Genomic DNA, 14,419 nt, shown 5'->3' with positions numbered 1-14,419 from the left:
CATCTCACACGTAAAGTTCAAATTTGTGACACGATTTGTTCACATTAAGGTGTCCATTGATCATGAATAATTCCAATTAAATAGTATTGTCCGTTATATTCAGAGAATACCAATTTAAGACTTTTCCAATCCATTCCTTCGAATTCTTCCGATCCGGGCACAAAAAATTCTACATAGTGACTTTCCGGAAACACATCTTTAATATTCTGTATGCTATTTGTTTCCCGATGAATGCCATCAAATGTTACGATTTCCGTCTCGCTAAATTCTACATCGTATACATATGCATTAAAATATTCCTCAGGCGATAAACGAATGGGATCGCCTCTTCCTGCTTCTGTTCCCCATTCAAGCTGCTTAGAGTTCTTAAAGAACTCTTTTAGTTGAGCTGGCATAAACACTTGAGCTCGTTTTACTTCTATCGTTCCATAGGGAGAAAATAGCACACCTTTTTTTGGGTGAACAAATTTAGAAAGCTCTTTGCCATCTTTCGATTTAATCGCATTTAACACGTTATACCCTTGCTTCATTACGATACTTTGAACAGATTCTGTGCGCTCTGCTTCCACTTCTCCTGAATCTTGAGGCTTCTCCTCAACAGTTGAGCATGAAATACTGAAAGCAATAAGCAGGAAGAAGATGACCAGTTTTTTAAGCATTGTACTCATCCTCCCTTTTCTTCTCAATCACTTACCTACTATATTCGCCGTAATTGAATCCATTCATTCTATTTCAAAAAAATTTACGAATCTTCCCTTCAAAATCCTTGTACACACCTTTCCGCAAAGGAATCAGCTTGGTATCGCTTACAGCCATATACCATTATATTCTTTTTTCAAAATCCTACCGTAGCTTCAATCACACAATTTGATTTTAACGCGAAAAAGCTATAAAATTTTTACTTGGGAACCCGGTAATATCTTCTATTACGGGATCGATAGAATTTCAGCAGACGTTTTATCATTAACAGTCTTTACTGATGAATTAAGGAATTCACTGTTCCTTCCATAAGTTCCCTCTGGAACAGCAATAATCAAAAAGTGAGGTCACAAAGATGAATCAACCATCAAAACAGGCTTCTGTTATCGTGATTTTCGGTGCAACAGGAGATCTTGCCAAACGCAAGCTATTTCCATCACTCTATAACCTCTATTGCAAGGGAGTACTTGCAGAGGATTTCGCTGTTGTTGGAGTAGCAAGAAGACAACTTACTAATGAAGAATTCCGTTCAAATGTTCATGACTCTGTTATACATACAGCATGCATGGATAAAGATGACAAGCATGAAGAATTTAGCAGTCACTTCTTCTATCAACCATTTGATGTTACGAAGAAAGAATCTTACCAGGAATTAAATGAATTAACACAATCGCTTGATGAGAAATTTAATATTCCAGGAAATCGCATTTTTTATATGGCGATGGCTCCAGAATTCTTTGGAACAATTGCATTAAATCTAGACTCTGAAGGTTTAACAGATGGTGACGGCTTTAATCGCCTTGTTATCGAAAAACCTTTTGGCCACAATTTCCCATCTGCTCAAAAGCTGAATGACGAAATTCGCCAAGTGTTCTCTGAAGATGAAGTTTATCGTATCGATCACTATCTTGGAAAAGAAATGGTGCAGAATATCGAAGCGATTCGCTTCGCCAACTCGATGTTTGAACCACTCTGGAACAGTCGCCACATTTCAAATATCCAGATTACATCTAGTGAAACGGTTGGTGTCGAAACACGTGGTGGATACTATGAAAAGTCTGGTGCCCTACGTGATATGGTCCAAAACCATGTCCTACAGATGGTTTCACTTCTAGCGATGGAACCGCCTGTTAGCCTCTCAACAGAAGAGATTCGCGGTGAGAAGGTTAAAGTACTTCGCGCGCTTCGTGCAGTTAAACCGGAAGAAGTAAATGACTACTTCGTTCGCGGTCAATACAAACAAGGCGAAGTAGATGGAGAGACATTACCAGGCTACCGTGAAGAAGATAATGTGGATGAAGAATCAAATACAGAAACATTCGTTGCAGCGAAGCTAATGATTGATAATTTCCGCTGGGCTGGTGTTCCATTCTATATTCGCACTGGTAAACGAATGACAAATAAATCTACTAAAATTCTGATTGAGTTTAAAGACTTGCCAATGAACCTTTATAAGAATGAAAGTGGTAAGCTTGGACCGAATATCCTTGTCATTCACATTCAACCTGAAGAAGGCATTACGCTTCACTTGAATGCCAAAGATACAGGCGATATGCGTAAAACAACACCGATCCAGTTGAATTTCAATAACGATCAGGAAAATAACATGAACTCCCCAGAAGCATATGAACGCTTGCTTCATGATGTGATGCGCGGAGATGCAACAAACTTTGCTCGCTGGGATGAAGTAGCTCTCTCATGGCAGTTCATTGACCCTATTTCGGTTACATGGGCAAACGAGAAAGAACAGGACTTCCCGAACTACCCAGCAGGTTCAATGGGACCAAAAGCGGCAGATAAGCTTCTTGAAAATGACAACTTACACTGGTGGCCCCTACCGAAAGAGTAAAGTGATTGAGACGCTGGAACTCTATAAATTGAACACGCTCTTTGTGTTCCTATTCAACAAACATCGTAGTTTCTGCGATTCGTCGCAATTGATTCAAAATGACAAAAGAAAGATACGTGCTTCACGTATCTTTCTTTATCATATACACTACTATTTGAAAGGAAGTGTTTCTTAATGAAAATGTATGATGTAAGTGCACCTATCTTTAATGGAATGGCCGTTTATAAGAACAAGGAAGAAAAACAGCCTGAAATCAACACGACGACGAATGGCCATGTAACAGAGTCTCGTCTATCTCTTGATGTACATACGGGCACTCACGTAGATGCTCCGCTTCATATGATGAATGATGGAGCAACGATTGAATCGATTAATCAAGAAGATCTTGTTGGAAAAGCCAAAGTAATCGACGTTACGAATGTAAAAGGTGCGATATCTGATAAAGATATTGAAGCTGAAGACATCCAAGAAGGAGACTTTATCCTTTTCAAATCACAAAACTCTTTCGAAGAGGAATTTAACTTTGACTTTGTTTTCGTTGGTGAAGACGCTGCACGCTACCTTGCAGAGCGAAACATTCGCGGAGTTGGCGTAGATGGTCTTGGTATTGAACGTAGTCAGCCTGAGCACCCTACACACCGCTCTTTATTCGAAAAGGATGTTATCATCATGGAAGGCTTACGCCTAAAAGACGTGGCCGCTGGAGAATACTTCATGGTTGCTGCACCTTTAAAACTTCAGGGAACTGATGCATCACCTGCTCGCGTTTTATTGTTTGAAGGATTAAAAGAAGCATAGTACAAAGAAAGCCAGGGAGAATCCCTGGCTTTCTTACTATCTTCTGTGATTGAGATACCCATACTGATAATATGGAGGGTTTTCATGAAGTCCCTACTTTATCTTTCTAGAAAGTTAAATTCTCGATTGACTCCAAGTATATGGTTTCTCTCTGTGGTTATTTTCGCCTTATTTCTCGCATTTATTCTTCCTGAAGTATCGGAAAGATCTTATGAAGCCACTGGGACAAGTGATTCTCCTGATGGCTCTTTCTTTTATACTCCTGAAAAGCTATATAGCGTTGCAGAGCAATATGGAGAAAGCGGGAGAAGCTATTATATTAAAGAGCGTTTCAGCTTTGATATTATTTGGCCGCTCGTTTACTGGTTCTTTTTAACCACATCGATTACTGTTCTCTTCCGATCTATTTCCAATGAAAAATGGCTACTTCTAAACTTACTCCCCGCTTTCGGTGTTCTATTTGATTACTTAGAAAACATTTCAACATCTGCTGTGATGTATTCTTATCCAACTACGTTCCCATTCATTTCATGGAGTGCACCGTTCTTAACCTCAATCAAATGGTCATGCATTTATGCTAGTTTTTTACTCATACTCATTGGCGGTCTTTTGAGATTCATTCGAGTTGGCAAAAAGATGGTGTATAAATTTAAAAACTGAAAGTAAAAAACCGCTAATCCTCCCTTAAGGAAGTGATTAGCGGTTTTTGTTTCTCTTTTAGTCTTCAAGCCATTCTGTGTGGAACACACCTTCGCGATCAATACGCTGATACGTATGAGCGCCGAAGTAGTCTCGCTGCGCCTGTAGAAGGTTTGCTGGAAGTGTTTCGCTACGATAGCTGTCATAGTAAGCAATCGCGCTTGCAAGCCCAGGAACAGGAATTCCACGCTGTACAGCAAGTGAAACGATATCACGAGCAGCACCCTGATAAGATTCAACGATTTCCTTGAAGTATGGATCAAGAAGAAGGTTCGTTAAGCTTGGCTCACGGTCATAAGCTTCTTTAATGTTTTGAAGGAAACCAGCACGGATAATGCAACCACCGCGGAAGATCATAGCGATTGAACCGTAATCTAGGTTCCAATCATACTCATCTGAAGCAGAACGCATTTGTGCGAAGCCTTGTGCGTAAGAACAAATCTTACTCAAGTAGAGAGCTTTACGAATCTTCTCAATTAGTTCTTCTTTATTACCATCAAACGCTGGTACATTAGGGCCAGCAAGAAGCTTGCTTGCTTTCACGCGCTCTTCTTTCATTGCAGAAATGAAGCGGGAGAAAACAGATTCCGTAATGATTGAAAGTGGTACACCAAGATCAAGAGCACTTTGACTTGTCCATTTACCTGTACCTTTTTGTCCAGCTGTATCAAGAATGACGTCTACAAGCGCTTTGCCTGTTTCAGGGTCTTTCTTCGTAAAGATATCAGCTGTAATTTCGATAAGGTAGCTATCAAGCTCACCTTTATTCCATTCTTTAAATACTTCGTGAAGCTCATCAGTAGAAAGACCAAGCACGTTCTTCATCATGTAATAAGCTTCGCCGATTAGCTGCATATCACCATACTCGATGCCGTTATGCACCATTTTCACATAGTGACCCGCTCCATCTGGACCGATATATGTTGTACAAGGATCGCCATCTACGTTTGCAGCGATCGCCTTAAAGATATCTTCAACTTCACTAAACGCATCCGGTTGTCCACCAGGCATAATAGAAGGACCATTAAGTGCGCCTTCTTCTCCACCAGAAACACCAGTACCAATAAAGCGAATACCTTTTTCTTTCAAATCTTCGCTACGCTTTTGCGTGTCTTTAAAGAACGCATTCCCGCCATCAATGATGATATCATCTTTATCAAGATGTGGAAGCAACTGGTCAATCGTCGCATCCGTCGGCATGCCAGCTTTAACCATTAGCAAAATTTTTCTAGGTGTTTCTAGAGATTGAACGAACTCTTCAATGCTGTATGTATCCTGAAAATTTCGTCCTTCAACTTCTGACATCATTTCTTTTGTTTTTTCTTCAGATCGGTTATACACAGAAACAGAATAGCCGCGACTTTCGATGTTCATCGCAAGGTTCTTCCCCATGACCGCCAATCCAATAACACCAATTTGTTGTTTTGACATCTTATTCCCTCCAGCTCATTTCCTATTTTTCGTTAACTCACCTATCGCAAACCGTTTTGTTACAAGTGAATCACCCTATTTAAATAGTATGTTCACCTGCTATCAAGCTAGTCACGCGAACAGTCTGACAGTATGCATTATACGTCTTTCCTGCTAACCGTGCAAAGATTAGTAACTAAATAACATGGTATAAATAACCTATAAATATCATGATTTAAAATGACCTATTCACTAGATCCTTATCACGCCAACGAAGTATGCGCTTACAAAATTCATCATTGGGAAACAGGGGACATAACGATTATACTTAATAGGTTAGCATAGATAGAAAAGGAGTGATTGAATTTTGAACGAAAAACAACGCGCAGGCGAAGAAGCCGCTAACTATGTTCAGAATGGCATGGTTGTTGGGCTCGGTACTGGCAGTACTGTCTATTGGACAATCCTCAAAATCGCCCGCATGGTTAAAGAGGGATTGGATATTAAGGGAGTAGCAACATCGACCAATACTGAAATACTCGCTCGCGATAACGGTATTCCCCTTCTATCCCTTGAAGAAGTGTTATCCATTGATTTAACAATTGATGGGGCAGATGAATTAACAGAAGATTTAACCCTTATAAAAGGAGGGGGCGGTGCCTTACTTCGCGAAAAAATTATCGCTTATCACTCGACACATATGATCGTTGTTGCTGACTCTAATAAATTTGTGAAAAAGCTTGGGTCCTTTCCTCTTCCAGTAGAAATCGTTCCTTTTGGATATTTAAAAACCATTAACGCTTTAAAGAAATTTGGATGTCAAACGGCCATACGAAAAAAAGAAGGTTCATTTTACGTCACGGATAATGGAAACTACACCGTCGATTGTCAGTTCGGAGAAATTGATTACCCCTCTACTTTGCACGACAAAATTAATCAGGTTCCAGGTGTTGTAGACAACGGGCTTTTTATTGGCTATGCAGCTAAAGCAATTATTGGTCAGGAAAACACAATTACATATGTGGAGAAATAATAAAACCCGGCAGAAATGCCGGGTTTTGCGTTATTTAATGATTAAGACGGGACAATGAGAACGCTGAAGGACCGTATGACTCACGCTTCCAAGGAACCACTCACGTAAACCGTTCAGTCCCCTGCTCCCCATAATAATAAGATCACGATTATGCTCATCTGCATATTTCACAATTTCATTTCCAGGGTTCCCTTCAAGAACCATTGTCTTCACTTTATGATTTGGTAACTGAACGTCTAACTTCTCGCTAATTCCCTTCAGCATATCCACCGCTTCTTTTCTAAGTTCATTTAAGATGCTCGCGTAAACAACAGCAGAGCTAATTTGCGCTGTAGGGTTTAATGCTGTGACAACGTCAATTTCAAGAGAGTCATTTTCTTTTGCCATGGCAATCGCTTCATTTAATGCTTTAACACTCAGGTCAGATCCATCAAAGGCTACAAGAATTTTATTGTATTTTTTCATTGCAACATTCTCCTCCCCTGTTCTACTTTCATTTTAACATAAGAAAAGAACTAGTCCTGTGACATTAATCACGAAGAGATGGTTATTTACGTTGCTTTTTGTAGAGAATTTGTTCTGTCAAAATAGCTGTAATGGAACCGAGAATAAGTCCATTGTTTAGAATAGAAGCCGCAATTGGAGGTGCTTGCTGAAAGGCTTCGGGTGGAATAAACATTGTTCCAATCCCAACCATAAAGGAAATCCCTATTATAAATGGTTTTCCCTCTGACTGATCTTTCTTAAACTCATTGAAAGCAATTCCAACCATATTCACAAATACAATAAAGATAACAGCATACCCAACCGGTTCAGGTAGCGCTGCAAAGAAGCCCATTAAGGCTGGAAACAAACTAATGATAATAATAAATCCACTTCCAAGTACAAAAGGAAGTCTCTGCTTTAATCCTGTTGTTAATATAAATCCAGCGGCACCTGAGATCGGCACGCTTCCCACCGCAGAAAAAACGCCTCCAAGTAATTGATTTATGCCAGAAACAAAACCTGCTTGTCTATAGCGTCCCATTGGCTTTGTATTTGCCAACTTACTCAACACCTCTTCGACTACGCGAATACTTGCAATCATGTTGGTGAGAAGAAGCAGCGTGACTAGAAAAGCTGTGATTATCATGCCGGAATCCCATGTAGGATAACCAAATGCAAGTACCTCAGGAAGCTCAATGATTCCTCCCTCAGGAACAACGATCGGTTTGGCTAGTCCAAGCACCGCAAAAATGATCCACCCTATAATTAGGATAATGAGAATACTGTATTGTTGAATCATGGCAGGCATAGAACGTGAAAACCAAATGGAGATAAATACAAGTAAAAGCGATAGGCCAGCAATTCTAAGATCAATGCCTTCTTTTAAATAACCAACACCCATCATCCCATTTAGAAACGATCCGCTAAGTTGAGCAACAAGAAGCAAGAGATAAATTCCTGTCACGACCGGTGTAAAGAGACGAGATAACTTTTCTACTAATCCAAACGCACTAAGAAGAATGAAGATCACTCCGCTTGCAATCATCGCAAGCTCAAGTGCTTGTAGCGTCTCTATATCAGATCCGAAAAGGGTAGAGCTTAATCCTGCATAAAGCACAAATACTCCCCACCATAACCCGGCAGGGCCTTCATTAATAGGTAAGCGATGACCGAACGTTACTTGAAGTATTCCGGCTACACCAAGCACAAACATCGTTCTTTGCACGAACCCTGCTGCCATCGCAGGATCCATATGGAACAAGCTAGCGATAGCAACGGGAGCAACGATTGACCCTGCAATCATAAAAACGGCCCATTGAAGAGCAGATAATGTATTACGCATGTAAAAGCCTTCTTTCCTCAAAACAAATTATATACCCCACTTATTTTATCAAAGTGACTGAATGAGGTCATTACGTATTTTTCCACTATAAAAAAGATCAAGGCTCTGTTATACTATTTTATTGGTGATTTGATTTAATCAAATACACGGGTGGGAGAGGGAAACACAAGTAAGAAGGGAATAAAGTGAAAACGAAAATTAATTTTGATTTTCAGGCTCACGATACTTCACTGAAGAAAGAAATTCTTGCAGGCATTACATCATTTTTTACGATTGTTTATATTGCAGCGGTTAACGCGTCAATCCTTGCTGATGCAGGAATTCCTTTCGAAGCAGGAATGATTGCAACAGTCCTGACGTCAGTGTTCGGCTGCCTGTTAATTGGTTTTTATGCAAATGCACCGATTATCCTCGTACCAGGAATGGGTGTAAATGCATTCTTTACGTATACAATGGTTGAATCAATGGGATTAAGTTGGGAGGTGGCACTCGCTTCTGTCTTTGTTGCAGGGATTCTCTTTGCAATCACGGCGTTCACACCGCTATCCGGTGTCCTTTCAAAGTCAATCCCAAGATCATTAAAAGAAGCAATTACCGTTGGAATAGGCTTATTCTTAACATTTATCGGATTACAAAAAGGTGGCATTGTCGTTTCTAGCGATACGACTTTTGTAGAACTTGGAAACCTTGGATCTGCTCATGTTATTGCAACTCTTGTGACGCTTGCATTAGCAGCCATCCTGTTTATTCGAAATGTAAAAGGTCATTTCTTAATAAGCATGCTTCTCGGCACTGCACTTGCCTGGTCACTAGGCTTAATTTCAACCGGAAAGCAGGAAAGCTTTTCTTTTTCATCATACGGAGCTGTTTTTGGAGCGATGTCATTCGATGATATTCTTATGCTCCCTTTCTGGATCGCCACCTTTTCAATGGCGATGATTCTTGTTTTTGAGAATATGGGCTTGCTTCACGGCTTACTTCCAGATCAATCGAAATTTGATAAATCCTACAAAGCAAATGCCATTTCAGCTATCTCGTCTGGTCTTTTCGGCACAAGTCCTACCGTCTCAACTGTCGAGAGCGCCTCAGGTATTTCTGCAGGAGGGCGTACTGGTTTAACGTCCATCACAACAGGATTATTGTTCTTAACGTCTCTCTTTTTCATTCCTGTCTTCAAGATGATTCCTGATTCTGCGATCGCCCCAGTTCTTATTATTATAGGCGGACTGATGATCACATCCATTCAGAACATCTCGTTGCAGGATTTCTCTGAAGGGTTTCCAGCGTTCTTAATCATTGTGATGATTCCACTCACGTATAGTATTGTGGACGGTATTGCATTTGGTTTTATCGCCTATCCTTTTCTTAAAATTGCTTTAGGCAAAGCAAAAGAAGTTCCTGTTCCAATGTACATTATCGCGAGTTTATTTTTCATTAACTTCTTTTTGCATACGATCTAACATTAACGTTGTAAAGGTATGAATGAAACCTCCCTTGTTGGGAGGTTTTTTTATTCTCCATCACTACATCCAAATATTGTGTGATAAGCTTGGAAAAGGTGATAAAATTGACGAACACGAAAACAGCTTTTCTTTTACTATCCTTTCTTCTTATCTCTGCTTGTGAACAACGAGAAGCCCAACACTCCTTTTCTGAAGCCACTTTCATCAAAAGATCTATTCCCTATATGCATCATGACGTGCCAACAGAACTTATCCTTACAAAATACGAAACCGTTCAGCCAAATGAATGGGGTGAACGCACCACAGGAGTCCAAACGCACTTTGAAACATCAGAAAAAGAAATCGCTCTTACATTCGATGCATGTGGTGGCCCTCATGGAAGTAACGTCGATCGTGAACTTATCAGATTTTTACAAGAAGAGCAGATCCCTTCAACCCTTTTCATTAATAGCAGATGGATTGAAGAGAACTCCAAAATATTTCAGCAGCTCGCTACTAATCCGCTATTTCAGATTGAAAATCACGGCACCCATCATCAACCTCTATCTGTAAACGGAAAATCCGCCTGGGGTATTTCAGGAACGGCATCAGTCAAAGAAGTGATTGCCGAAGTCAAAGAAAACCAGGAGAAAATAGAAAATCTTACAGGATCAAAATCAACTTTGTTTCGATCAGGAACGGCATATTACGATGAAGTGGCAGTTCAAATCGCTAAGGATCTTGGTATACAAATTGTAAACTATACCATTCTTGGAGATGCTGGTGCGACTTTTACAAGCGGACAAGTGAAGAACGCTCTTATGACGGCCAAACCTGGCGATATCGCTTTGTTACATATGAATCAACCAAAAAGTGGAACGTCTGAAGGCATGAAACAAGCCGTTCCTATTCTCAAAGAGAAAGGTTTTACCTTTGTTCAACTTCACAACCAGAATTTACAGTGACTACAATTGTTCTGAATGGTCACCTTATGAATGAACAACTAATAAGGGGTGACAACACATGAGCCAATCAAAAGGCCAGCGTGAAAGACAATTTCGAAAAAGAAAAGAAGCGCAAAACCCACACGGCAAGATTAAGTCGCTTGAACAGCTTGCTAACGAAACACCGAATAAACCTTAGGTCGATTAAACTCCTTCTAATATGGGTAAAGGCTTGTAGAGTAAGAAAGGAGTTTGTTTTATGAATGAAATGACGGTATCCGTATCCGGTATGAAAGGTGAAGACTGCATTCAACGCATTGAATCTGCCCTTCTCTCTTTAAACGGTATCGATCGAGCTCTCGCCGATCTGAATGAAGAAACAGTGACCATTGTATATGATGAAGATGCCGTTGATCCATCGGCAATCATGCAAACAATCGAAGACGCTGGCTATCAGCCTTCGTAGCTTCGTTAGAGTCTGTGCAACTTGCAGGCTCTTTTTTAGTGACGATTTTCAACACATATCAACAAAAAAACTCGAATTCTTTCCTATGAACTTTCAATCTTCGCATTTTCATGGTGGTAAGGTATAACTATGCGCTAATGAAAAGTTAAGGAAAGGGGTGGCGTGAGTGGATCACACTAACCTGAATGTCGAAAAAAAACTCCCTCTAATGCCAAAACATTATCCATCACCTTGCTCATTAGAGGAATACAACGAGTTAATCGAGAAACTTGAAGCTTTAGCTTATGAAAATAAAACACTAAGTACCGTTCATTATCTTGTCGCAGGTGTAGCACATGAAATCAAAAATCCTCTTACCATCATGAAAGGTTTCCTCCAGCTCATTAAACCCGATTTGGATAAATTACAAAAAAACGATATAGCTGATTTACTATTATCAGAAATCCATCGAACCAATACATTGATTGAAGAATTTCTTCAAGTAGCACGTCCTATAGAACATATCAAAGAGCGTATTGATGTTGTTCCTTTCCTAAAAAATATTATTCTTCTTTTCCATAGCCAGGCCACTCTGAACAGATGTGATATTACTACGAATCTAAATCACTTTTCCGAACCACTCGAAGTGACGATCGATTCAGGACAATTTAAGCAAGTGTTCTTAAATATGATCAAGAATAGTATTGAATCGATTCGTAGTAGCAATAAAGAAAACGGAAAGATTTCATTATCAATTGCAAAGCGTCTTCACTCCGTTACGATCAAAATTAGTGATAACGGAGCTGGCATGGATACGTCTACTCAACAAAAGGTCTTCCAACCTTTTTATACGACAAAAGAAAAAGGAACAGGACTTGGCCTATTCCTCTGTAAACAAATTATTCAAAATCATAAGGGAACAATTACGGTGAGCAGTGTCCCATCGTTTGGAACAACTTTCACTATTCAATTACCACTGACTCATTAAAATCCGATTTGTTCGCTTTCTGCAGAAGTCGTTGCTCTCCTTCTGTTCTTATGGAGAAGCGCGTTAACCTCACCGCCGACGAGAAGAATGATGCCCGTTAAATAGAACCAGAGCATTAAGATAATGACACCACCAAGACTACCGTAAGTTGCTGAATAGTTACCGAAATTACTTACGTAAAAAGCGAAAGCAAGAGAAATCACTTGCCAGCCAATCGTCGCAACGACTGCTCCAATAATAACTTCTTTAAATGGAAAATGCTTATTAGGAGCAAATCGATAAAGAGCTGCCAGAATACACGCCATAATCCCTACAGCTATAACCCAACGTAAAATACGGAAAAGAAACTCAGTCGAGCTCGGAAGGTTAAGCGTCGAAGTAACAGCATCTATAATGACGTCGCCGAAAACTGGTAGAACAAGAGTGACAATAAAGACAAGTATAAGTCCAACTGTTAGGCAAATCGAAAGCAGTCTAGCTTTAATAAAAGATCTCGTTTCTTCAACGTCATATGCAAGGTTAAGGGCCCGCATCAGAGCCATCATACCGTTCGATGCAGACCAGAGAGTACCGAGTAAACCAATCGTTAAGAGCCCTCCCTGCGGCTCACTTATGATTGATAGAACGTTATCCTGAAGTATACTTCCGGTCTCTCCGGGAGCATATTTTGTAAGAAAATCCACTGCTTCCTGTTTGTCAATCGATAAGTATGGAAGAATTGAAAGAATTAAAATAAGCAAAGGAAAAATGGAGAGCATAAAGTAGTATGCTAATTCTGCTGCAAGACTTGTTACACGATCTTCTCCTATTTCTTTACCTAATTTTTTAACGAATGCAATCCCTGACATCTTCACTAGTCCCCTTTCTATAGTTCTTCCCTTCCATTCCCTATTATGCCTCACTGTAATCATCAACACGAAAAGGGAGCAGACGCGATGTCTGCTCCCTTTAGGCCTTACTTTTTACTCTCAATTTAAGTTCATACATTCCATTTAAGGAGTTGTTGAACTTTGCTCTTCTTCTATAGCATTCATATTCCCATTTGGATCGTCAATTTGATCTTCCAGGTTCAAATGAGTTTTAAGTTCCGTTTTTGCCGTCGCAAGAGACTGATCGTCCAATTTGAAATAATAAGTCCCAGCAGGTTGAAAATCAGTACCCGTTAACTGTAGTTTTTCAATTGAATCGATTTTCGAAATAAATGGATAAAGTCCTAGAGCTTCGTTAAATGTAAAACTCATCGTTAAGTTCTCACCTATACGATCTACTAAGTCCCCATACTTCGGAATAGAAGAAAGTGAACTAACTTTATCAATGGCAGCAGTAATCACTTCCATTTGGCGCTGACCACGCTTCAAATCTGAATCAGCTTTACGGGTTCTTGCAAAAGCAAGGGCCTCTTTCCCATTTAGCGTCTGTTCTCCTACTTCTAAATCAATTTTCCCTTTTGATTCCTTGTATAGTTGATCTGCGATAAGCTGGGAATCAATATTAACTTTGATTCCGCCCATTTCATCAATCACTGTTTTGAAGGCATCAAAATTAACTCTGACAACTTCATCAATTGGAATTCCTAACAAACCTTCCACTGTATCAATCGTCAAGTCAATTCCACCATAAGCATGAGCGTGAGTGATCTTGTCCATACCTCTTCCGGGAATATTAACATAAGAGTCACGTGGGATACTAAGAAGCTTCATTGATTTATCATCTTGATTAAATGTGGCTACCATCATCGAATCACTTCGCCCATTCGATGTATCCTCTTCATCATCTACACCGAGTAATAATACGGAAAAATGATCTTTTCCCATATCAACCGCGTCATTTCTAAGGTCTGACTGGTTTCCACGTTCCGGTTGCATCACTGATTGGTCTGATACGCTGGAAACTTTATAATAAAGGTATCCCGCATACCCACCAAAACCAACTATAATAAATAATAGAATGAATAGCGTTATTCTTAATCCACGTCGTTTTTTCTTAGGCTTATATCGACTTCGAGGTTCCATATGTTCATCATTCATAGAAAATTATCTCCTTCAATATAAATCTTCTTTTACTACATGCCTAGATCATTCGTATCATAAACCGAATGATCGTCGGTCTTTCGCTGACCGATTCCATTGTAAAAGGTTTATTCTGAAATAATCCTAACTATAAATGTATCACTCTTTATTACGACTTTCTACCTAAATATTTTTCCAATTAGTTGGGAGTACTTTGTAAAAATCTCGAGATATATGTAGAATACAATAAGAAGCTATAGAGAAAGGACAAACTC

At 39.7% G+C, this 14,419-nt stretch carries 15 protein-coding genes; 9 read left to right on the top strand and 6 right to left on the bottom strand.

What is annotated here, in order from left to right; genetic code table 11:
• Positions 1-44: 44 nt before the first annotated feature.
• Positions 45-659, bottom strand: coding sequence for a hypothetical protein (locus IQ283_RS15780; protein WP_194221070.1), 615 nt, complete (start codon positions 657-659; stop codon positions 45-47).
• A 395-nt stretch (positions 660-1,054) separates the two neighbouring features.
• On the opposite strand from IQ283_RS15780, the gene zwf reads away from it, so the two are divergent.
• The 3 genes from zwf (at position 1,055) to IQ283_RS15765 (ending at position 4,006) form a co-directional block, all read left to right on the top strand.
• Positions 1,055-2,548: a glucose-6-phosphate dehydrogenase gene (zwf, locus tag IQ283_RS15775; RefSeq protein ID WP_194221069.1), complete on the top strand. Its 1,494-nt coding sequence runs from the start codon at positions 1,055-1,057 to the stop codon at positions 2,546-2,548.
• A 174-nt stretch (positions 2,549-2,722) separates the two neighbouring features.
• The gene (locus tag IQ283_RS15770; RefSeq protein WP_194221068.1) at positions 2,723-3,346 is read left to right on the top strand and encodes a cyclase family protein; all 624 of its coding nucleotides are present in this window, start codon (positions 2,723-2,725) and stop codon (positions 3,344-3,346) included.
• Between the two features lie 84 nt (positions 3,347-3,430).
• The gene (locus IQ283_RS15765) at positions 3,431-4,006 is read left to right on the top strand and encodes a hypothetical protein (protein ID WP_194221067.1); all 576 of its coding nucleotides are present in this window, start codon (positions 3,431-3,433) and stop codon (positions 4,004-4,006) included.
• A 57-nt stretch (positions 4,007-4,063) separates the two neighbouring features.
• Here the strand turns inward: IQ283_RS15765 and gndA are convergent, their stop codons facing one another.
• The gene (gene gndA, locus IQ283_RS15760; protein WP_194221066.1) at positions 4,064-5,476 is read right to left on the bottom strand and encodes an NADP-dependent phosphogluconate dehydrogenase; all 1,413 of its coding nucleotides are present in this window, start codon (positions 5,474-5,476) and stop codon (positions 4,064-4,066) included.
• A gap of 346 nt (positions 5,477-5,822) precedes the next feature.
• Between gndA and rpiA the strand changes: the two genes are divergently transcribed.
• Positions 5,823-6,488 (top strand): ribose-5-phosphate isomerase RpiA, encoded by a 666-nt coding sequence (gene rpiA / locus IQ283_RS15755; protein ID WP_194221065.1) that lies wholly within the window; start codon positions 5,823-5,825, stop codon positions 6,486-6,488.
• 30 nt (positions 6,489-6,518) lie between these two features.
• Here rpiA and IQ283_RS15750 read toward each other — a convergent pair whose 3' ends face one another.
• Together IQ283_RS15750 and IQ283_RS15745 are read right to left on the bottom strand one after the other, a co-directional pair.
• Positions 6,519-6,953 (bottom strand): universal stress protein, encoded by a 435-nt coding sequence (locus tag IQ283_RS15750; RefSeq protein WP_194221064.1) that lies wholly within the window; start codon positions 6,951-6,953, stop codon positions 6,519-6,521.
• Positions 6,954-7,035: 82 nt separating this feature from the next.
• Complete coding sequence (locus IQ283_RS15745; protein WP_194221063.1) at positions 7,036-8,316, bottom strand: purine/pyrimidine permease; 1,281 nt, start codon at positions 8,314-8,316, stop codon at positions 7,036-7,038.
• Positions 8,317-8,501: 185 nt separating this feature from the next.
• Here IQ283_RS15745 and IQ283_RS15740 point away from each other — a divergent pair, with 185 nt between their 5' ends.
• The 5 genes from IQ283_RS15740 (at position 8,502) to IQ283_RS15725 (ending at position 12,135) form a co-directional block, all read left to right on the top strand.
• Positions 8,502-9,776, top strand: coding sequence for an NCS2 family permease (locus IQ283_RS15740; RefSeq protein WP_194221062.1), 1,275 nt, complete (start codon positions 8,502-8,504; stop codon positions 9,774-9,776).
• A 107-nt stretch (positions 9,777-9,883) separates the two neighbouring features.
• A complete protein-coding gene (locus IQ283_RS15735) occupies positions 9,884-10,723 on the top strand; it encodes a polysaccharide deacetylase family protein (RefSeq protein WP_242057364.1) in 840 nt (279 codons plus the stop codon).
• A 58-nt stretch (positions 10,724-10,781) separates the two neighbouring features.
• Positions 10,782-10,901: a DUF6254 family protein gene (locus tag IQ283_RS24195; RefSeq protein WP_226612411.1), complete on the top strand. Its 120-nt coding sequence runs from the start codon at positions 10,782-10,784 to the stop codon at positions 10,899-10,901.
• Positions 10,902-10,961: 60 nt separating this feature from the next.
• Positions 10,962-11,168, top strand: coding sequence for a heavy-metal-associated domain-containing protein (locus IQ283_RS15730; RefSeq protein WP_194221061.1), 207 nt, complete (start codon positions 10,962-10,964; stop codon positions 11,166-11,168).
• 166 nt (positions 11,169-11,334) lie between these two features.
• Complete coding sequence (locus IQ283_RS15725) at positions 11,335-12,135, top strand: sensor histidine kinase (RefSeq protein WP_194221060.1); 801 nt, start codon at positions 11,335-11,337, stop codon at positions 12,133-12,135.
• Here IQ283_RS15725 and IQ283_RS15720 read toward each other — a convergent pair.
• Together IQ283_RS15720 and IQ283_RS15715 are read right to left on the bottom strand one after the other, a co-directional pair.
• A complete protein-coding gene (locus IQ283_RS15720; protein ID WP_194221059.1) occupies positions 12,132-12,983 on the bottom strand; it encodes a YihY/virulence factor BrkB family protein in 852 nt (283 codons plus the stop codon). The genes IQ283_RS15725 and IQ283_RS15720 overlap by 4 nt on opposite strands.
• Positions 12,984-13,127: 144 nt before the next feature.
• Entirely contained in the window at positions 13,128-14,162 is a 1,035-nt protein-coding gene (locus IQ283_RS15715) for an LCP family protein (RefSeq protein ID WP_276511839.1), read from the bottom strand.
• Between the last annotated feature and the right edge of the window lie 257 nt (positions 14,163-14,419).

It is taken from the genome of Pseudalkalibacillus hwajinpoensis (assembly GCF_015234585.1).
Lineage (GTDB): Bacteria > Bacillota > Bacilli > Bacillales > Guptibacillaceae > Guptibacillus > Guptibacillus hwajinpoensis_B.
Note: the sequence above shows the minus strand (reverse complement) of the source record. Positions and strands in the feature narration are given on the sequence as shown.

Excerpts from the sequence above, each read along its gene's own strand:
- IQ283_RS15745 (WP_194221063.1), bottom strand. The coding sequence starts at position 8,316 with ATGCGTAATACATTATCTGCTCTTCAATGGGCCGTTTTTATGATTGCA.
- zwf (WP_194221069.1), top strand. The coding sequence starts at position 1,055 with ATGAATCAACCATCAAAACAGGCTTCTGTTATCGTGATTTTCGGTGCA.
- IQ283_RS15715 (WP_276511839.1), bottom strand. The coding sequence starts at position 14,162 with ATGAATGATGAACATATGGAACCTCGAAGTCGATATAAGCCTAAGAAA.
- IQ283_RS15730 (WP_194221061.1), top strand. The coding sequence starts at position 10,962 with ATGAATGAAATGACGGTATCCGTATCCGGTATGAAAGGTGAAGACTGC.
- IQ283_RS15780 (WP_194221070.1), bottom strand. The coding sequence starts at position 659 with ATGCTTAAAAAACTGGTCATCTTCTTCCTGCTTATTGCTTTCAGTATT.
- IQ283_RS15765 (WP_194221067.1), top strand. The coding sequence starts at position 3,431 with ATGAAGTCCCTACTTTATCTTTCTAGAAAGTTAAATTCTCGATTGACT.
- IQ283_RS15770 (WP_194221068.1), top strand. The coding sequence starts at position 2,723 with ATGAAAATGTATGATGTAAGTGCACCTATCTTTAATGGAATGGCCGTT.
- gndA (WP_194221066.1), bottom strand. The coding sequence starts at position 5,476 with ATGTCAAAACAACAAATTGGTGTTATTGGATTGGCGGTCATGGGGAAG.
- IQ283_RS15720 (WP_194221059.1), bottom strand. The coding sequence starts at position 12,983 with ATGTCAGGGATTGCATTCGTTAAAAAATTAGGTAAAGAAATAGGAGAA.
- IQ283_RS24195 (WP_226612411.1), top strand. The coding sequence starts at position 10,782 with ATGAGCCAATCAAAAGGCCAGCGTGAAAGACAATTTCGAAAAAGAAAA.
- IQ283_RS15750 (WP_194221064.1), bottom strand. The coding sequence starts at position 6,953 with ATGAAAAAATACAATAAAATTCTTGTAGCCTTTGATGGATCTGACCTG.